Here is a 21,690-nt window from a genome sequence, read left to right as displayed (position 1 = left end):
CTGACGCGGGACATGGACTTGTCGGCGTTCGTGTTGTTCTCCTCGGCTGCTGGTGTGTTCGGTAGTGCGGGGCAGGGCAATTACGCGGCGGCGAATGCTTTCCTTGACGCTTTGGCCGAGCAGCGGCGGGCCGAGGGTCTTGCGGCGCTGTCGCTGGCCTGGGGGCTGTGGGCCGAGACCAGCACACTGACCAGTGCGCTGGGGGCGGCGGACCAGCACCGCATCACCCGCTCGGGCATGCGGGCCCTGGACTCCACGACCGGCCTGGCCCTCCTCGACCGTGCCCTCCGCGTGCCCGGCGAGGCCGTGCTCGTCCCCGTGCAGTGGGACATGCGGGCTTTACGCGAGCAGGGGCGCTCCGGCGAGCTTCCGCCCCTGCTCTCGGGTCTGCTCCCCGCGCCCGTACGCCGCGCCGAAGCGGCAACGACAGCGGTGGCGGCTGCGGGCGGCGGTGCGGTCGCGGAGCTGGTGCGCCGGCTGGACGGACTCCCGGAGGACCGCCGTCACGAGCTGCTCGTGGACCTGGTCCGTACGCACGCGGCCGCCGTCCTCGGACACGGGCGCCCCGAATCCGTCAAGGCGACGCAGCCCTTCCGCGAGCTGGGCTTCGACTCCCTGACCGCCGTCGAACTCCGCAACCGCCTCGGCTCCGCCACCGGCGTGCGGCTGCCGGCCGGCCTCGTCTTCGACCACCCCACCCCCGACGCCCTCGCCCGCCATCTGCGCGCCGAACTCACCGGCTCGCGGCGCGACAGCGCAGCTCGTGCCCCGCACGCCGCCGTCGCCCGCGTCAGCGACGAGCCCATCGCCATCGTCGCGATGAGCTGCCGCTACCCGGGCGGCGTACGGACCCCCGAGGAGCTGTGGCAGCTGCTCACCTCCGGAACCGACGCCATCTCCGACTTCCCCGTCGACCGGGGCTGGGACCTCGATCTGCTTGCGCAAGGGGCGGAAGAGGCCGGTGGGTCCGAAGGGGCTTCCGGCAAGGCCGGCACAAGCAACACCCACAAGGGCGGCTTCCTCTACGACGCCGGTGACTTCGACGCGGCCTTCTTCGGCATCTCGCCGCGCGAGGCGCTGGCGATGGACCCGCAGCAGCGGTTGCTGCTCGAGACGTCGTGGGAGGCGTTCGAGCGCGCCGGCATCGACCCGGCGACGCTGCGCGGCTCGCGAACCGGCGTCTTCGCCGGGGTGATGTACCACGAGTACGCCTCCTCCCTGCAGGCCGTTCCCGAGGGCGTCGAGGGCTTTCTCGGTACGGGCAACTCCGGCAGCGTCATCTCGGGCCGACTGTCCTACACGTTCGGGCTCGAGGGCCCGGCGGTGACCGTGGACACGGCGTGCTCGTCCTCCCTGGTGGCTCTGCACCTGGCGGCGCAGGCGCTGCGCCAGGGGGAGTGCGAGATGGCGTTGGCCGGCGGTGTGACCGTGATGGCGGGCCCGGGCGCCTTCGTGGAGTTCAGCCGCCAGCGCGGGCTGGCCGCCGACGGCCGCTGCAAGGCGTTCTCCGCCGCGGCCGACGGCACGGGCTGGTCCGAGGGCGCGGGCATGCTGCTCGTGGAGCGGCTGTCGGATGCACGGCGCAACGGCCACCCCGTGCTGGCGGTCGTACGCGGCAGCGCCGTCAACCAGGACGGCGCGTCGAACGGCCTGACCGCCCCCAACGGGCCGTCGCAAGAGCGCGTCATCCAGCAGGCCCTCGCCACCGCCGGCCTGACCGCCGCCGACGTCGACGCGGTCGAGGCGCACGGCACGGGCACGACGCTGGGCGATCCGATCGAGGCGTCCGCGCTGCTGGCCACGTACGGACGGCAGCGGCCGGAGGACCGGCCGTTGTGGCTGGGCTCGCTCAAGTCGAACATCGGGCACACGCAGGCGGCGGCCGGCGTCGGCGGCATCATCAAGATGGTCGAGGCGATACGCCACGGGGTACTGCCCAGGACGCTGCACGCCGACGAGCCCTCGCCGCACGTCGACTGGTCGACGGGCACCGTACGCCTGCTCACGGAACCCGTCGAGTGGGCCGAGAACGGGCATCCGCGACGCGCGGGCGTCTCCTCCTTCGGCTTCAGCGGCACCAACGCCCACGTCATCATCGAACAGGCGCCGGAGCAGCCGGAGAACACCGAGCCCGTCCGTACCACCGCCCCTTCGGGCGCGGCGGCCGCATGGCTGCTGTCCGCGAAGACCCCCGAAGCCCTGCGCGACCAGGCCGCACGCCTCCTCGCCCACCTACGGTCCCACGAGGAACTCGCCGCCGAGGACGTGGCGTACTCACTGGCCACCGCCCGGGCCGCCCTGGATCACCGGTCGGCGGTCGTGGCGACCGACCGCACGGAACTGCTGGCGGGCCTGAGTGCTCTGGCCGGCGGCGAGCCGTCCACCGTGACCGTCACGCACGACGGGCCCGCAGAGGGCGGGAAGACCGCGTTCCTGTTCTCGGGGCAGGGGAGTCAGCGGGTGGGGATGGGGCGGGAGTTGTATGCCGCGTTCCCTGTGTTCGCTGATGCCTTTGACGCGGTGTGCGGGGAGCTTGATGCGCATCTTGAGCGTCCGTTGCGGGATGTGGTGTTCGGCGAGGATGCGGACGAGCTGCTGAATCAGACCGGGTTTACGCAGCCGGCGTTGTTCGCCGTCGAGGTGGCGTTGTTCCGTCTCCTCGAGTCTTGGGGTGTACGGCCGGACTTCCTGGCCGGGCATTCGGTGGGTGAGTTGGCTGCCGCGCATGTGGCTGGGGTGTTGTCCCTTGCTGATGCGGCTGTGCTTGTGGTGGCGCGTGGTCGGTTGATGCAGGCGTTGCCTGTGGGTGGGTTGATGTTGGCGGTGGAGGCGTCGGAGGGCGAGGTGCTTCCGTTGCTGGAGGGGCGTGAGGATGCGCTCGGGATCGCCGCGGTCAATGGTCCGTCCTCTGTGGTCGTCTCGGGGGCTGAGGATGATGTCATCGAGGTCGGCGGTTTGCTGGCTGCTGGTGGTCGGCGGACGAAGCGGTTGTCGGTGTCGCATGCTTTCCATTCGCCGTTGATGGATCCGATGCTGGGGGCGTTCCGTAAGGTCGCCGAGAGTGTCACCTACTCGGCGCCGGTCGTCCCGTTCGTGTCTGCTTTGACCGGGCGGCTGGTCACGGTCGATGAGCTGGGTGATCCGGAGTACTGGGTGCGGCATGTGCGGGACACGGTCCGTTTCTCCGATGCGGTCCGTGCGCTGGATGCCGCGGGTGCGGGGGTCTTTCTCGAGGTCGGTCCTGGCGGTGTGCTGACCGCGATGGCGCAGCAGAGTGTGGAGACGGCTGCGGCTGTCGCGGCTCTTCGTGCGGACCGCCCCGAGAGTCTGTCCGTCACCACGGCTCTGGCTCGGCTTCATGTCCTTGGTGTCCCGGTGGACTGGAGCGCGGTCTTCGCCGGGAGGGGTGCTCGTGTTGTCGACCTGCCGACGTATCCCTTCCAGCGGCAGCGCTACTGGCTCGAGAACGCACGCCCCGTCGCCGGCGACATGGCGTCGGCGGGTCTGGAGGCGGCCGGTCACGCGCTTCTCGGCGCGGCGGTCGGCCTGGCCGACGGCGAAGGTGTGCTGTTCACCGGGCGCCTGTCGGCGGCCACGCACCCGTGGCTGGCCGAGCATGTCGTCCTGGGCAGCGTCCTGCTGCCCGGCACAGCCCTCGTGGACCTCGTACTGCACGCCGGGGGGCAGGTCGGTTGCGACCATCTGGACGAGTTGACGCTGCGGGCGCCGCTCGTACTCCCGGAGGACACCGGGGTCCAGCTTCAGGTGCTCATCGCCGGTGCCGACGACGACGGCCGTCGTGCGGTGACGGTGTACTCCCGTCGGGAGGGCGCGGCAGCGGGCGAGCTGTGGACCACGCACGCCATGGGCACGGTCTCCGCCACGCCGTCCTCCGCCTCAGATGAATCGTCCGACGACCTCGCGCAGTGGCCGCCGGCCGGCGCGACTCCGCTGGCGGACGGGGCTGTCGAGGAGCTCTACGAGCGTATGTCCGGGCTCGGCCTGGACTACGGACCCGTCTTCCGGGGCGTACGGGCGGCCTGGCGTCAGGGGGACGTGCTCTTCGCGGAGCTGGCCCTGCCCGAGGCCGTCACCGGCACCTCTTCGGGCACCGGCCCCGTCGACGTCGCCGGCTTCGGCGTCCACCCGGCACTGCTCGACGCGGCGCTGCATGTCATCGCGCTCGGCGGGCTGTTGCCCGACACCGGTCAGGCGCGGGTGCCGTTCTCGTGGCACGGCGTGCGGGTGTACGCCACCGGCGCCACCGCCGTGCGCGTCAGGCTGGCGGCGGGTGGGGAGGACGCCGTGTCGCTGCAGGTCGCGGACGTCACCGGGCGGCCCGTGGCGTCGGTCGGTTCGCTCGTGCTGCGCCCGGTCTCGGCCGAGCAGCTCGCCGCGGCGCGCGGCGGCCGCCAGGAGTCGCTCTACCGCGTCGACTGGACTCCCGTGCCGGCGCTCCCGGCACCTTCCGGGCCTACCGCGGGCTACTGGGCGTACCTCGGCGTCGGCGAAAGCGGCCTCGACGACCACCCCGTGCCCCACACCGCGCTCGTCGACGCTCTGCGCGCCCGGGGCCTCGAGCCGCGGCCTGTGCCCGCCGCGGGCGCGCGGCCCGTGGCGCGTGCGCTGGCCCTCCTCCAGGATGTGCCGGCGGAGGCGGAGTCCGCTGCCGTCGGCACCGCGGGCGATGACGCCCGCCTCGTCGTGGTCACCCGTAACGCCGTCGCGACGGGCGCCGCCGACGCCGCGACGGTGGATCCCGAGATGGCCGCCGTGTGGGGCCTGGTCCGCGCGGCGCAGTCCGAGCACCCGGACCGTTTCGTCCTGGTCGACGTGGGCGAGGGTGCCGATCCGGCCACCGGCCTGCCGGCGGCGCTGGCAGCCGGCGAGCCTCAGGTGGCGCTCCGTGGCGACCGGCTGTTCGTGCCACGGCTTGCCCGGGCGACCGCCGACGCGTCTCCTACGCCCTTGTCGCTCGACCCGGAGGGCACCGTTCTGGTGACCGGCGCGACCGGCGCCCTGGGCCGGCTCGTCGCGCGGCATCTGGTGTCCGTCCACGGCGCGCGGCACCTGCTGCTCACCAGCAGGCGGGGGCCGGACGCCGAGGGGGCGGGCGCGTTCGAGGCCGAACTGACGGCGCTGGGCGCCCGGGTGACGACGGTGGCCTGCGACGCAGCCGACCGGGACGCGCTCGCCGCCCTGCTGGAGGGCGTACCGGCCGAGCATCCGCTGACGGGCGTGGTGCACGCGGCCGGCGTCCTGGACGACGGGCTCGTCGACGCGCTGACGCCCGAGCGTCTGGACCGGGTCTTCCGGCCCAAGGCGGACGCCGCCCGCCACCTGGACGAGCTCACCCGTCACGCCCGCCTCTCCCTCTTCGTCCTGTTCTCCTCCCTCGCCGGTACCTTCGGCAACGCCGGTCAGGCCAACTACGCCGCCGCCAACGCCTATCTCGACGCCTTGGCGCAGCGGCGCCGAGCTGCTGGGCAGGCGGGCACCTCGCTCGCCTGGGGGCCCTGGGCGACCGGTGCCGAGGGGATGCTGGGCGAGGCCGACACCGAGGCGCTCGCGCGCATGGCGCGCGGCGGCGTCGCCCCGCTGCCGGCCGACGAGGGGCTCGCGCTCTTCGACGCGGCGGCCGCGGCGGACGGCGGCGTGTACGTACCGGTCCGGCTGAACCTCGCCGCGCTGCGCGCCCGGGCGGCGGCGTCACCCCTGCCCGCTCTCCTGCTCGGACTGGTGCCGGCCACCGCACGCAGGGCGGCGGCCGGGGCGCTGCCCGCCTCCTCCTCGCTCGAGCGGCAACTGGCGGGCGCGTCGGGGGAGAAGCGCCGCAGGATCCTGCTGGCCACGGTCCGGGGCGAGGTCGCCGCCGTGCTGGGGCACGCCTCGTCCGAGGCGGTCGGCGCCGGGCAGGCGTTCCGCGACCTCGGCTTCGACTCGCTGACGGCGGTCGAGCTGCGCAACCGCCTCGGGGCCGCCACCGGACTGCGCCTGCCCGCAGGCCTGTTGTTCGACTATCCGACGCCCACCGCTCTCGCCGAGCACCTCGACGCCGAACTGCCGGCCGACGGCGCGGACGCCGGCGCCCCCTCCCTCCTCGCCGAGATCGACCGCCTCGAAGCCGCGCTCATCAACTCGCGGCGTGGACGGGGCGACAAGGGCGACAAGGGTGACAAGAGCGGCAAGGGTGACAGGGGCGACAAGATCGACAAGGGGCTGCGCGCCACGGTCGCCCTGCGCCTCGAAGTGCTGCTCGCGAAGTGGAACGACGCGAGCCGCGACCACGGCGGCACGGGCACCGAAACCGACGCCGGCCTCGGCACCACCGGCACCGCGTCGTCCGGCGCGGAATCGGACGCGGCCGCGGTCGAGGACGCCACCGACGAGGAGCTCTTCGAGCTCCTCGACAACGAGCTCGGCACCACCGAATGACCACCGAATGGCCACCGATCGGCAGCACGAATTCCCTTGGCATTGAGGAACAGAATTCAGATGACGACTGACGCGAACAAGCTCCGGGACTACCTCAAGCGTGCCACTGTCGATCTGCGCCACGCACGTCAGCGCCTGCGCGAGGTGGAGAGCAAGAACCACGAGCCCATCGCCGTCGTGGGTATGAGCTGCCGCTTCCCCGGCGGCGTCAGCTCCCCCGAGGAGCTGTGGAGCCTCGTCACGGAAGGCCGCGACGCGATCTCCGCGTTCCCGGCCGACCGCGGCTGGGACCTCGAGGCGCTCTACGACCCCGACCCCGAGACCCCGGGAACGACGTACGCGCGAGGGGGCGGCTTCCTCCACGACGCGGGCGACTTCGACGCGGCGTTCTTCGGCATCGGCCCCCGCGAGGCCCTGGCCATGGACCCTCAGCAGCGCTTGCTGCTGGAGGCCTCGTGGGAAGCCGTCGAGCGCGCCGAGATCGACCCGGCGTCGCTGCGCGGCAGCCGCACCGGCGTGTTCGCGGGCGTCATGTACCACGACTACGTCTCCCGGCTCCCCGGCATACCCGAGGGCATCGAGGGATACGTCAGCACCGGCAACTCCGGAAGCGTCGTCTCGGGCCGCGTCGCCTACACGCTGGGCCTGGAGGGCCCGGCGGTGACGATCGACACGGCATGCTCGTCGTCGCTGGTCGCGCTGCACCTGGCCGTGCAGGCGCTGCGGCAGGGCGAGTGCGAGCTGGCGCTGGCCGGCGGCGTGACCGTGATGGCCGGGCCGACGACGTTCGTGGAGTTCAGCCGCCAGCGCGGACTGTCCGCGGACGGGCGGTGCCGGGCGTTCTCCTCCTCGGCGGACGGCACCGGCTGGTCCGAGGGCGTCGGCGTGCTGCTCGTGGAGCGGCTCTCCGACGCACGGCGCAACGGCCACCCCGTCCTGGCGGTCGTACGGGGAAGCGCGGTCAACCAGGACGGTGCGAGCAACGGCCTGACCGCCCCCAACGGGCCCTCCCAGCAGCGCGTCATCCACCAGGCCCTGGCCAACGCCAGGCTGTCCCCGTCCGACATCGACGTGGTCGAGGCGCACGGCACCGGCACCGCGCTCGGTGACCCCATCGAGGCCGACGCCCTGCTGGCCGCCTACGGGCAGGAGCGCCCCGCCGACCGGCCGCTGTGGCTCGGCTCGGTCAAGTCGAACCTCGGACACACCCAGGCCGCCGCCGGTGTCGCCGGTGTCATCAAGATGGTCCAGGCCCTGCGGAACGGCGTGCTGCCCCGCACCCTCCACGTCGACGAGCCGACGCCGCACGTCGACTGGTCGACGGGGGCGGTGTCCCTGCTGACACGGCAGACCGCCTGGCCCGAGACCGGCCGGCCCCGGCGCGCGGGCGTGTCCGCCTTCGGCGTCAGCGGCACCAACGCGCACGTACTCATCGAACAGGCGGAAGAGACCGCGCAGGCGGAGCAGATCGAGCACACCGAACAGATCGAGCACACCGAACAGACCGAGCACACCGAACAGACCGAGGAGGCCACGCCGGCGGCGGCCCACGTCGACGGCCCCGGCGAAGTCGACAGCCCCGGCGAAGAGGCCGCCGGAACGCCCCTGCCCCTCATCCCCTGGGCCCTGTCGGGCAAGGGCGAGGCCGCCCTCATCGCCCAGGCGGGGCGCCTGAGTTCGTACCTCGCCGCACACCCCGGCCTCGACGCCGCCGACATCGCCCGCTCGCTCGCCACCACCCGCACCGCCTTCGCCCACCGCGCCGTCCTCCTGGCCGCCGACCGGGCCGGGCTCGAGGCATCCCTGGCCACGCTCGCCGCCGGCGAGCCCGACCCTGCCACCGTGGTGCGCGGCACCGCCGAACACGCCCGCCAGGTCGCCTTCGTCTTCCCCGGGCAGGGCTCCCAGTGGCCCGGCATGGCGCTCGGACTCCTCGACGCCTCGCCCGTCTTCCGCGAGCGCATCCGGCAGTGCGCGGACGCGCTGGCACCGCACGTCGACTGGTCGCTGGAGGACGTCCTGCGCGCGGCTCCCGGCGCGCCCGGGCTCGACCGGGTCGACGTCGTTCAGCCGGTGCTGTGGGCGGTGATGGTCTCCCTGGCCGAGCTGTGGCGCTCGTACGGCGTGCGGCCGGCCGCCGTGGCCGGGCACAGCCAGGGCGAGATCGCCGCCGCGTGCGTGGTGGGAGCACTGTCGCTGGAGGACGCGGCGAAGGTCGTGGCGCTGCGCAGCCAGGCCCTGACCGCGCTCTCCGGGCGCGGCGGCATGATGTCCGTGGGCCTGCCCCTGGACCGACTCTCCCCGCGCATGGAGCCGTGGGGCGACCGGCTGTCCGTGGCGGCCGTCAACAGCCCCACCTCCATCGTCCTGTCCGGCGACCCCGACGCCCTGGCCGAACTGCGCGACGTGCTCGCCGCCGACGACATCAGGGCCCGCGTCATCGCCGTCGACTACGCCTCCCACTCCGCCCAGGTCGAGTCGGTCCGCGAGCGCGTCCTCGGCGCCCTCGCCGACATCTCGCCGCGCTCGTCCGACGTGCCGTTCTACTCCACCGTCACCGGACAGCCGCTGGACACCGCACGGCTCGACGCCGAGTACTGGTACCGCAGCCTGCGGCAGACCGTGCACTTCGAGCAGGCCACCCGAGCCCTGGTCGCCGACGGGCACAGCGCGCTCGTCGAGGTCAGCGCCCACCCCGTGCTCACCATGGGGATGCAGGAGACCCTCGACGACATGGGCGCCACGGTCGTCGCGCTGGGCACGCTGCGCCGCGACGAAGGAGGCCCGGGCCGGTTCCTGCGCTCGGCCGCCGAGGCCCACGCCCACGGCGTCGCCCTCGACTGGCACGCGCTCCTCGGCGGTACGGGCGCCCGTACCGTGCCCCTGCCCACCTACGCCTTCCAGCACCAGCGCTACTGGCTCGACGCCCCCCACTCCGCCGGCGACGCCACCGGCCTCGGCCTGGGGTCGGCCGACCACCCGCTGCTGGGCGCCGTCGTCACCCTCGCCGACTCCGACGGCCTGCTGCTCACCGGACGGCTGTCCACCCACACCCACCCCTGGCTCGCCGACCACGTCGTGATGGGCAACGTCCTGCTGCCGGGCACGGCCTTCGTCGAGCTCGCCCTCCGCGCCGGCGACCACGCCGGCTGCGACCGGCTCGAGGAACTCACCCTCCAGGCACCGCTGCTGCTCCCCGAGCACGGCGCGGGAGTGGTCGTCCAGGTCTCCGTCGGCCAGGCCGACGACTCCGGCCGCAGGTCCTTCGGCATCTACTCGCGGCCCGACGACGCGGCCGCCGACGACGACGGGTGGACCTGCCACGGCACCGGCGCCCTGGCCACGGGCGGCACAGCGGAGACGGACGCGACCGAGGACCTCACCGCCTGGCCTCCGGCCGACGCGGGCATCACGGCCGTCGACCTCGACGGCTTCTACGACCTGCTCGCCGAGCGGTCGTTCGGCTACGGGCCCGCCTTCCAGGGCCTGCGGGCCGCCTGGCGCCACGGCGACGAGGTGTACGCCGAGGTCGCCCTGCCCACGGCCGCCCCGGACGCCCGGACCGACGCCGCCCGCTTCGGCCTTCACCCCGCACTGCTGGACGCCGCGCTGCACGCCGTCGGCTTCGGCCCGCTCGGGGACACCGACGGCGGACGGCTCGCCTTCTCCTGGGAGAACGTGCGCCTGCACGCCACCGGCGCGTCGGAGCTGCGCGTGCGCATCAGCCCGGCGGGCCCCGGCGCGGTGTCCGTGACCGCCGCCGACGCGACGGGCCGGGCCGTGGCCTCCGTGGGCACGCTGAGCTTCCGCACCGTGGACGAGGAGCAGCTCCGCTCCCCGCGCGCGGACCACCACGACGCGCTGTACCGGGTGGACTGGACAGCCCTACACGTTCCCGTGCCCCTGCCCGTGCCCGTGAACTCCCGGACGCCGGAAGGACGATGGGCCGTTCTCGGCGACGACGTCCCCGAGGCGCTGCGCGCCCTGCGGCCCGGCCTCCTCTCCACCCTCCCCGTGCCGGCGGACGAAGCCGTACCCGACGTGGTGGTCGCCGCCGTGCCCGGCGCCGACGGCGGCGACCCCGAGGCCGTACGGGCCCTCGCCCGCGAAACCCTCGGCATCGTCCGCTCCTGGCTCGCCGACGAACGCTGCGCGGCCTCCCGGCTCGTCCTGCTCACCCGGGGCGCGGTCGCGGCGGACGACGGCGACGACGCTCTGGCCGGCCTCGCCCACGCACCCGTGTGGGGACTGGTCCGCTCGGCGCAGTCCGAGCACGCCGACCGGCTGGTCCTGGCGGACCTCGACGACCACGCGGACTCCCACGCCCTCCTGCCGGCCGCACTGGCCACGGGCGAGCCCCAGTTCGCGCTGCGGGCCGGGCGGATGTCCGTACCGAGGCTCGCCCGCGTGCCCGCCGCCGGGCACGCTCCCCAGGCCCAGGCCCAGGCCCAGGCCCAGGAGCAGGACCAGGCCCAGGAGCAGGCCCGGGCCCAGGAGCAGACCCGGGCCCGGATCCCGGCTCAGGCCCTCGATCCGAACGGCACCGTCCTGATCACCGGCGGCACCGGCGCCCTGGGCCGGCTCGTCGCCGAACACTTCGTCACCACCCACGGCATCCGTCACATCGTCCTCACCAGCCGCCGTGGCCCCGCGACCGAAGGCGCCGACGCGCTGCGCGAGCACCTGACGACCGCACTCGGCGCCGAAACCGTCACCATCGCCGCCTGCGACGCCGCCGACCGCGAGGCCCTGGCCGAACTTCTCGCCGGCATACCGGCGGAGCACCCGCTCACCGCCGTCGTCCACGCCGCGGCCGTCGTCGCGGGCGGCCTCGTCGCCTCCCTCGCCCCCGACGAACTCGACCAGGTGCTGCGCCCCAAGGTCGACGCGGCCCTGAACCTCCACGAACTGACGCGGCACATGGACCACCTCGCCGCGTTCGTCCTCTTCTCCTCCTTCGCCGGCACGCTCGGCGGCGCGGGCCAGGCCGCGTACGCGGCGGGCAACGCCTTCCTCGACGCCCTCGCCGAGCACCGAAAGGCGAGCGGGCTGCCGGCCTCCTCGCTCGCCTGGGGCGTGTGGGACGAGCGCGGCGAGCAGACGCGCCTCGGGACCGGCGACCTGCGGCGGATGACCCGCGCCGGGCTCATACCGCTGACCGCCGACGAGGGCCTGCGCCTCCTCGACCTCGCGCGCACCCTCGAGGACCCGGTGCTCGCGCCCGTACGCCTGGACCCGGCCGCCATGCGCCGGCACACGGCCAGCGGCACGGTACCCGCCCTGCTGCGCGGACTCGTCAGGACCCCGCTGCGCCGGGCCGCCGAAGCGGCGGCCACCGACGAGACCCCGCAGGAGGCCCGGCGGCTGGCCGGGCTGCCTCCGGCGGAACGCCGCGAGGCCCTCCTCAAGCTCGTCCGCACCCAGGTCGCGGCCGTGCTCGGCCACGCCGAACCGGCGGCCGTCGACCCCGGACGCGCCTTCCGCGAACTGGGCTTCGACTCCCTGGCGGCCATGGAGCTCCGCAACCGCCTCGGCACGGCGGTGGGCACCAGGCTGCCCGCGACCGTCGTCTTCGACCACCCCACCCCCGCGGCCCTCGCCGCCCACCTCTCGGACCGGGTCACGGGCGGCGCCGGGCGCGTCACCCTGGTCACCGAGGCCCCACCGGCCACCCCAGGGCGCCCCGCCGGACACGACGAGCCCATCGCCATCGTCGGCATGAGCTGCCGCTTCCCCGGAGACGTCCGCAGCCCGGAGGACCTGTGGGACCTCGTCGCGAGCGGCGGCGACGCCATCACCGGCTTCCCGGCCGGCCGCGGCTGGGACCTCGACGCCCTCTACGACGCCGACCCCGACGCACCCGGCACCGTCTACACCCGCGAAGGCGGCTTCCTCCACGACGCCGGCGACTTCGACCCGGACTTCTTCGGCATCTCGCCGCGCGAAGCGCTGGCCATGGACCCGCAGCAACGGCTCCTGCTGGAGGTCACCTGGGAGGCCTTTGAACGCGCCGGCATCGACCCGGCGACGCTGCGCGGCTCCCGCACCGGCGTCTTCGCCGGCACCAACGGCCAGGACTACGCCGTCGGCCTCACCGCCGGCGCCGCGGAGGGCATGGAAGGACATCTGCTCACCGCCAACTCGGCATCCGTCGTATCCGGCCGGCTGTCCTACACGTTCGGGCTGGAGGGCCCGGCGGTGACCGTGGACACGGCGTGCTCGTCGTCGCTGGTGGCTCTGCACCTGGCGGCGCAGGCGCTGCGGCAGGGCGAGTGCGAACTGGCCCTGGCCGGCGGCGTGACCGTCATGTCGACACCCGGAGCGCTCATCGGCTTCAGCCGCCAGCGCGGCCTGTCGCAGGACGGCCGCTGCCGCGCCTTCTCGGCCACCGCCGACGGCACCGGCCTCGCGGAGGGCGTCGGCATGCTGCTCGTGGAGCGGCTGTCGGATGCCCGGCGCAACGGACACCAGGTGCTGGCGGTCGTACGCGGCAGCGCCCTCAACCAGGACGGCGCCTCGAACGGCCTTACCGCCCCCAACGGCCCCGCCCAGCAGCGGGTGATCCGGCAGGCCCTGGCATCGGCCGGCCTGACCGCCGCCGACGTCGACGCGGTCGAGGCACACGGCACGGGAACGACGCTCGGCGACCCGATCGAAGCCCAGGCACTGCTCGAGGCCTACGGGCACGGGCGGCCCGAAGACCACCCGCTGTGGCTGGGAACCGTCAAGTCGAACCTCGGGCACACCCAGGCCGCGGCGGGCGTCGCGGGCATCATCAAGATGGTCCAGGCCATGCGGCACGGCGTCCTGCCGAAGACGCTGCACGCGGACGACCCGTCGCCGCATGTGGATTGGTCGGCGGGCGAGGTGCGGTTGCTGACGGAGCCGGTCGACTGGGCGGTGGACGGTGACGGGCGTCCGCGTCGGGCGGGTGTGTCGTCGTTCGGTGTGAGCGGGACGAACGCGCACGTCATCGTCGAGCAGGCGCCGGAGGAGGCGCGGGCCGACGACGCGCGTGACGATCGCGGTGCGGGCGTTGGTGTCGCGGTGCCGTGGTTGGTGTCGGGTAAGGATGCGGAGGGGCTGCGGGGGCAGGCGGAGCGGCTGTTGTCGTTCGTGGAAGCTGATCCCGGTCTTGATGTGGTGGATGTGGCGTTGTCGTTGGCTACGACGCGTGGTGCGTTGCCGTATCGCGGGTTCGCGGTGGGCACGGACCGTGAGGAGCTGGTGCGGGGGCTGGAGGCGCTGGCCGCCCGGGGCGACGCCGGTGGCGATGGCGCGAGGGACGGCAAGACCGGCCTGTTGTTCTCGGGGCAGGGGAGTCAGCGGGTGGGGATGGGGCGGGAGTTGTATGCCGCGTTCCCGGTGTTCGCTGAGGCGTTCGATGCGGTGTGTGGGGAGTTGGACGCGCATCTTGAGCGTTCGTTGCGGGATGTGGTGTTCGGTGACGATGGCGAGCTGCTGAATCAGACCGGGTTCACTCAGCCGGCGTTGTTCGCCGTTGAGGTGGCGTTGTTCCGTCTCCTCGAGTCCTGGGGTGTAAGGCCGGACTTCCTGGCCGGGCATTCGATCGGTGAGCTGGCCGCCGCGCATGTCGCCGGGGTGTTGTCCCTGGCCGATGCGGCTGCGCTTGTGGCGGCGCGTGGGCGTCTGATGCAGGCCCTGCCTGCCGGTGGCGTGATGGTGGCGGTGCAGGCGTCGGAGGATGAGGTCCTTCCGCTGCTCGTCGGCTTCGAGGACCGGGTCGGCATCGCCGCCGTCAACGGGCCCACCTCTGTGGTGCTGTCCGGTGCGGAGGGCGCTGTCACGGAGATGGCCGCCAAGCTCGCCGCTCAGGGCCGTAGGACGAAGGCCCTTGCCGTCTCGCACGCTTTCCATTCGCCGCTGATGGAGCCGATGCTCGCGGACTTCCGGGCGGTCGCTGAAGGCGTGACCTTCGCCGCCCCGGCCATCCCGATCGTCTCCACGCTCACAGGCCGTCTGGTCACGGAAGGCGAGGTGTGCGACCCCGAGTACTGGGTGCGGCACGTCCGTCATGCCGTCCGCTTCGCCGACGCCGTCTCGGTGCTGGCCAGCGAAGGCGTGACCGCCTTCCTCGAGGTCGGTCCGGGTGGTGCTCTCGCCGCTCTGGTCCAGGACATCGTCGACGAACCGAGCGTGACGGCCGTCCCCGCCCTGCGCGCGGATCGTCCGGAGGACGTCGCCGTCACGACGGCCGTGGCCCGGCTGCACGTCCACGGCGTCGCCCTCGACTGGCCGGCCGTCTTCGCCGGCCGGGGCGCCCGCCGCGTCGACCTGCCCACGTACGCCTTCCGGCACCAGCCCTACTGGCTGCTGCCGTCCTCCGGCGAGACCGCCGCCCTCACCGGGGATGCCCAGGACCCCTCGGAGAGGATTTTCTGGGAGTCCGTGGAGCGGCAGGACCTGGCCGCCCTCACCGAGGAACTGGCCGTCGACGAGGCGGCGCCGCTCAGCTCCGTGCTGCCGGCGCTGTCGGACTGGCGTCGCCGGCAGCGGAAGCAGTCCGCCGTCGACAGCCTGCGTTACCGGGTCACCTGGAAGCCGCTGACAGCCCTGCGGGAGGCGACCGGGCCGCGGGGAACCTGGCTGATCGTCACCACGGACGAGGAGGAATCCCCGGCCGCCGACGCGATCGAGCGCGTCCTGTCCGCCCACGGCGCCGACGTCATGCGGCTGACCGTAGGCGCTGACGACGACCGCTCCGAGCTGGCCGAGCGCATCCGCTGGGCGGCACCGGAGCACGTCCTTTCACTGCTCGGCCGGGCCGAGGACCCGCACCCGCTGCACACGTCCCTGCCCCTGGGCCTCGCCCTCACCACCGTGCTCGTCCAGGCGCTGGGCGAGGCGGGAGTGGACGCGCCGCTGTGGTGCGCCACGAGCGGGGCGGTCTCGGTCGGGCGCTCGGACGCCGCGCGGAGCCCGTACCAGGGGATGGTCTGGGGCCTGGGCAGGGCGGCCGCGCTGGAACACGCGCAGCGCTGGGGCGGGCTGGTCGACCTGCCGGAGGTGCTGGACGAGCGTTCGGCACGCCGTCTCGCGGCCGTGCTGGGCGGCGCGGCGGGCGACGAGGACCAGCTCGCCGTCCGGCCGTCCGGGGTGTTCGTACGCCGGCTGACCCGGGCGCCCTTCGGCGCCGTGCCCGCCGAGCGGGCGTGGCGGCCGCGCGGCACCGTGCTGATCACCGGCGGTACGGGCGCCCTCGGCGCCCACGTGGCCCGTCACCTCGCCCGCGCCGGGGCCGGCCACCTCGTCCTCACCGGCCGCCGTGGACCCGAGGCCCCCGGCGCCGAGGAACTCGCCGCCGACCTGCGGGACCTGGGCGCCCGCGTGACGCTCGTCGCCTGCGACGCCGCCGACCGGGCGGCCGTGGCGGCTCTGCTCAGGACGCTGGAGGAGGACGACGAGCCGCTGACGGCGGTGGTGCACGCCGCCGGCATGCCGCAGTTCTCCCCCCTCCCCGACACGAGGCTCGCCGACCTCGCCGACGTGGTGTCGGCGAAGGTCGCGGGCGCGACCCACCTGGACGAACTGCTGGGCGACCGGCCCCTGGACGCCTTCGTGCTCTTCTCGTCCGTCGCCGGCGTGTGGGGCAGCGGCAACCAGGCCGCCTACTCCGCCGCCAACGCCTTCCTCGACGGCCTGGCCGAACGCCGGCGCGCCCGCGGGCTGGCGGGCACGGCCGTGGCCTGGGGGCCGTGGGCCGACGGCGGAATGGCCGGGGACGAGGAGGCACGGTCGCATCTGCGTCGGCGCGGGCTGCCCGCGATGGCCCCGGAGACGGCGACGGCCGCCCTCCAGCGGGCACTGGACCTCGACGAGACCGCCGTGGTCGTGGCCGACGTGCTGTGGGAGCGGTTCGCGCCCGCCTTCACCGTCGCCCGGCCCAGCCCGCTCTTCGGCGATCTGCCGGAGGTACGGGAGGCCCTGGCCGCCGCCACCCCCGACGCCGCGACCACCACCTCCGCCCTCGGCGAGCGGCTGGCCGGGCTGGCGCCGGCCGAACGGGACCGCGTGCTGCTCGACCTCGTCCGTACCGAGGCCGCCACGGCGCTCGGCCACGCGGGCCCCGAGGCGGTCGCCCCGGAAAGGGCCTTCAAGGACCTGGGATTCGACTCCCTCACCGGTGTCGAACTGCGCAACCGGCTCAACGCGGCCACCGGGCTGCGACTGCCGACGACCTTGGTCTTCGACCACCCCAGCACGGCCCACCTCGCCGCCTTCCTCTCCACCCAGGTGTCGGGCCGGGCCACGCGGACGGGCGAAGCCGAAGCCGAAGCCGAAGCCGTGGCGGCCCGTTCCGTCGCCGACGAGCCCGTCGCCATCGTCGCCATGAGCTGCCGCTTCCCCGGCGGAGTACGGTCGCCGGAGGAACTGTGGCGGCTGCTCGCCGACGACGTGGACGCCGTCTCCGCGTTCCCGGCCGACCGCGGCTGGGACCTGGAGGCGCTGTACGACCCGGACCCCGAGCGGCCGGGCACCACGTACGTCGACGAAGGCGGCTTCCTGCACGACGCGGGCCACTTCGACCCCAGGTTCTTCGGCATCTCGCCGCGCGAGGCGCTGGCCATGGACCCGCAGCAGCGGCTGCTGCTGGAGACCGCCTGGGAGGCCCTCGAGCGCGCCCGGCTCGCCCCGGCCGCCGTCAAGGGATCGCGGACGGGCGTGTTCATCGGCTCGGGCTACCAGGGCTACGGCGCCGGGCTCGGCGAACTGCCCGACGGAGTCGAGGGGCACCTGCTCACCGGCAGCTCCGGAAGCGTCATGTCCGGTCGCATCGCCTACACGTTCGGGCTCGAGGGCCCGGCGGTGACGGTGGACACGGCGTGCTCGTCGTCGCTGGTCGCGCTGCACCTGGCCACCCAGGCGCTGCGGCAGGGCGAATGCGAGATGGCCCTCGTCGGCGGCGCGACCGTGATGGCCGGCCCCAACGCCTTCGTCGAGTTCAGCCGCCAGCGCGGCCTCGCCGCCGACGGCCGCTGCAAGCCGTTCGCGGCGGCCGCCGACGGCACGGGCTGGGGCGAGGGCGTCGGCATGCTGCTCGTCGAGCGGCTCTCCGACGCCCGGCGCAACGGCCACCCCGTCCTCGCGGTCGTCCGCGGCAGCGCCGTCAACCAGGACGGCGCCTCCAACGGCCTCACCGCCCCCAACGGCCCCGCCCAGCAGCGCGTCATCCGCCAGGCCCTCGCCAACGCCGGACTGACCGCCGCCGACATCGACACCGTCGAGGCCCACGGCACCGGCACCGCGCTGGGCGACCCGATCGAGGCACAGGCCCTGCTGGCCACGTACGGGCAGGAGCGCCCGGGGGACCGGCCCCTGTGGCTGGGCTCGATGAAGTCGAACATCGGCCACACCCAGGCGGCCTCCGGCGTGGCGAGCGTGATCAAGACCGTGCTGGCCCTGCACCACGGCCTCCTGCCCAGGACCCTGCACGTCGACGAGCCGACGCCCCACGTCGACTGGTCGGCCGGGGCCGTGCGCCTGCTGTCCGAGCCGGTCGAGTGGACCGCTACGGACGGGCAGCCGCGCCGGGCGGCCGTATCGTCCTTCGGCGTGAGCGGCACCAACGCCCACACCATCATCGAAGAGGCGCCCGTCGAGGAACCGGCTCCGAAGGAAGCGGAAGCGCAAGCGGACGCGGGCGACTCGGAGCGCTGCACCGCGTGGACCGTGTCCGGCAAGGACGAGGCCGCCCTGCGCGAACAGGCCCGTAACCTCCTCGCCCACGTAGCGGACCGGCGCCCGCAGGACGTCGCCCTCTCCCTCGCCGTCAGTCGTACGGCCATGGAGCACCGGGCCGTGATCGTCGGACAGGACGGCGCCACCCTGCTCTCCGGGCTGGATGCTCTGGGACGCGGTGAGTCGTCACCGGACCTCGTACGCGGTGTCGCCGGGGCATCGACGGCTCGGACGGCGTTCCTGTTCTCGGGGCAGGGGAGTCAGCGGGTGGGGATGGGGCGGGAGTTGTATGCCGCTTTCCCGGTCTTCGCCGACGCCTTCGACGAGGTGTGCGCGCACATGGACGCGCATCTTGAGCGTCCGTTGCGGGATGTGGTGTTCGGTGACGATGGCGAGCTGCTGAACCAGACCGGGTTTACTCAGCCGGCGTTGTTCGCCGTTGAGGTGGCGTTGTTCCGGCTCCTCGAGTCGTGGGGTGTGCGGCCTGATTTCCTGGCCGGGCATTCGATCGGCGAGCTGGCTGCCGCGCATGTGGCTGGGGTGTTGTCCCTTGCCGACGCGGCCGCGCTCGTAGCGGCGCGTGGTCGGTTGATGCAGGCGTTGCCTGTGGGTGGGTTGATGTTGGCGGTGGAGGCGTCGGAGGGGGAGGTGCTTCCGTTGCTCGCCGGTCGCGAGGACCGGGTGGGCATCGCCGCGGTCAATGGTCCGTCTTCTGTGGTCGTCTCGGGGGCTGAGGACGATGTCATCGAGGTCGGTGGGTTGCTGGCTGCTGGTGGTCGGCGGACGAAGCGGTTGTCGGTGTCGCATGCTTTCCATTCGCCGTTGATGGATCCGATGCTGGGGGCGTTCCGTAAGGTCGCCGAGAGCGTCACCTACTCCGCGCCGGTGGTCCCGTTCGTGTCCGCCCTGACCGGGCGGCTGGTTACGGTCGATGAGCTGGGTGACCCGGAGTACTGGGTGCGGCATGTGCGGCACACGGTCCGTTTCTCCGATGCGGTCCGTGCGCTGGACGCCGCGGGTGCGGGGGTCTTTCTCGAGGTCGGTCCCGGCGGTGTGCTGACCGCGATGGCGCAGCAGAGTGTGGAGACGGCTTCGGCTGTCGCGGCGCTTCGTGCCGACCGCCCCGAAGGTCGCTCCGTCACCACGGCTCTGGCTCGGCTTCATGTCCTTGGTGTCCCGGTGGACTGGAGCGCGGTCTTGGCCGGGAGGGGTGCTCGTGTTGTCGACCTGCCGACGTATCCCTTCCAGCGGCAGCGCTACTGGCTCGAGAACGCACGCCCCACTCAGACCGTCGCGACCGGGCAGCCGGGCGTGCCCGGCGACGCCGCCGAGGCGGAGTTCTGGGAGACCGTCGAGAACGGGCGGCACGAGGCGCTGGCCGAGCGCCTCGGCGTCGACGCCGAGGCGTCCGCGGATTCGGTGTTCGCCGCGCTGTCGGCGTGGCGGCGCGAGAGCCGGACGAGGTCCACGCTCGACGGCTGGCGCTACCAGCCCGTCTGGAAGCCGCTGACCGAACTCGCCTCCGGCGCCGCGCTCTCGGGCGCATGGCTGGTCGTGGCACCCGACAGCGCGTCGGAGGAGGCGCGTGACGTCGTCCGTGTCCTCGGCGACCGGGGGGCCGATGCCCTCGCGCCCGTGGTCGTCGGCGGGCCCGGCGGCGACCGCGAGGCCGTGGCGGAAATGCTGCGCGAGGCGGTGCCGGGCGGTACGGCCTTGGCCGGTGTGGTGTCCCTCCTGGCGCTGGCCGAGGGGACGCACCCGGACCACGACGGACTGCCCGCGAGCCTGGCCGCGACCATGGCGCTCGTACAGGCACTGGGCGACCTCGACGTGGCCACCCCGCTGTGGTGCGTCACGCGTGGTGCCGTGTCGACCGGCCGCTCGAACCCCGTCGAGAATCCGCTGCAGGGTCTCGTCTGGGGCATGGGCCGGGCGGCCGCGCTGGAAGTTCCCCAGCGCTGGGGCGGACTGATCGACCTGCCGGGGGTGCCGGACGAGCGCGCCCTGAATCGCCTGGTCGACGTGCTCGCCGATGCCGATGCCGATGCCGATGCCCATACCGGAACAGGCGCCGCCGAGGACCAGCTCGCCGTGCGCGGCTCGGGAGTGCTCGTACGGCGGCTGGCGCGGGCACCGCGCGGCACGGTGGCCGCCGCCGGCGGCGGGTGGCGGCCGCGCGGGACCGTACTGATCACCGGCGGTACGGGCTCGCTGGGCGGCCATGCCGCCCGCTGGCTGGCCCGTAACGGCGCCGAGCGCCTGGTGCTCACCAGCCGACGCGGCGAGGCCGCCGAGGGGGCGGCGGAACTGCGTGCGGAGCTCGAGGGCCTGGGGGCCAAGGTCGCCGTCGTGGCGTGCGACGTGGCCGACAGGAGCGCGGTCGCCGGGCTGCTCGGCTCGCTCGAGGAGACCGGCCCCGGGCTGACGGCGGTCGTCCACGCGGCGGGGCTTCCGCAGTTCGCGACCATCATGGACACGGGTACGGCCGAGCTGGCCGCCGTCGTGTCGGCCAAGGTCGCGGGTGCGGTGCACCTGGACGAGCTGCTGGGCGACCGGCCGCTGGACGCCTTCGTCCTCTTCTCGTCGGTGTCCGGGGTGTGGGGCAGCGGCAGCCAGGCCGCGTACTCGGCGGCCAACGCGTTCCTCGACTCGCTGGCGCAGCGGCGGCGGGCCCGCGGCCTGGCCGCGACTGCCGTCGCCTGGGGCCCGTGGGCCGAGGGCGGCATGGCGGCCGACGGCGGGGCGGAGGAGCACCTGCGCCGGCGCGGCCTGCCCTCGCTGCCGCCGGACCTGGCCGTCGGCGCGCTGCAGAACGCGATGGACCGGGGCGACACGGCGGTGGTCGTGGCGGACGTGGACTGGTCGCGGTTCGCGCCGTCGTTCACCATCGGCCGCCCCAGTCCGCTGCTCGGCGACCTGCCCGAGGTGGGTACGGCGCTGGCCTCCGGGGCCGGCCGTGACGACGAGGCGCCGGGTGACGGCGTCCTGGAGCTGACGCGGCGTCTGGCCGGGCTCGCGCGGGACGATCGGCGCGAGGCCCTGCTCGAGGTCGTACGGGCCGAGGCGGCCGCCGTGCTCGGCTACACGGGGGCCGCCGGGGCAGCCGCCGTCGAGCCGGACAGGGCGTTCCGCGAGCTGGGCTTCGATTCGCTCACGGCGGTCGAACTGCGCAACCGGCTCGGCACGGTCACGGGCCTGAAGCTCCCGATGACCATGGTCTTCGACCACCCCACGCCGCTGGCCCTGACCGAACAGCTGCTTGCCGACCTGCTCGTGGAGAACGGCCGCGACGGCTCCGGCGACGGCTCCGGCGCCGGTGGGAGCGACGACGAACGGGTGCGTCAGGCCCTCGCCGCCCTGCCGCTCGCCCGCCTGCGCGAGGCGGGGCTGCTGGACGCCCTGCTGCGTCTGGCGGGCGACAGCAACCCCGCCGACCCGGCACTTGCCCCTGCCCCCGCCGCCGGTACGGACGCCGACGAGGCGTCGCGATCCATCGAGTCGATGGACGTCGACAACCTCATCGAACTGGCGCTGGGCGACGGCGAACTCTGAACG

At 74.0% G+C, this 21,690-nt stretch carries 2 protein-coding genes; both read left to right on the top strand.

The genetic code is table 11. The annotated features are described in order from the left end of the window. The gene (locus tag AB4K12_RS21240; protein ID WP_368435686.1) at window positions 1-6,435 is read left to right on the top strand and encodes an SDR family NAD(P)-dependent oxidoreductase; all 6,435 of its coding nucleotides are present in this window, start codon (window positions 1-3) and stop codon (window positions 6,433-6,435) included. Window positions 6,436-6,495: 60 nt separating this feature from the next. Continuing rightward, window positions 6,496-21,687: a type I polyketide synthase gene (locus AB4K12_RS21235; RefSeq protein WP_368435685.1), complete on the top strand. Its 15,192-nt coding sequence runs from the start codon at window positions 6,496-6,498 to the stop codon at window positions 21,685-21,687. Window positions 21,688-21,690 lie beyond the last annotated feature (3 nt).

Origin of the sequence: Streptomyces sp. C36 (assembly GCF_040932295.1) — a bacterium.
Taxonomy (GTDB): Bacteria; Actinomycetota; Actinomycetes; order Streptomycetales; family Streptomycetaceae; genus Streptomyces; species Streptomyces triculaminicus.
The sequence above is the reverse complement of the archived record's forward strand: the minus strand, read 5'-3'. Positions and strand labels throughout refer to the sequence as shown.

What these genes read in the sequence shown, in the direction of transcription:
- AB4K12_RS21235 (WP_368435685.1), top strand. Translation starts at nt 6,496, where the DNA reads ATGACGACTGACGCGAACAAGCTCCGGGACTACCTCAAGCGTGCCACT.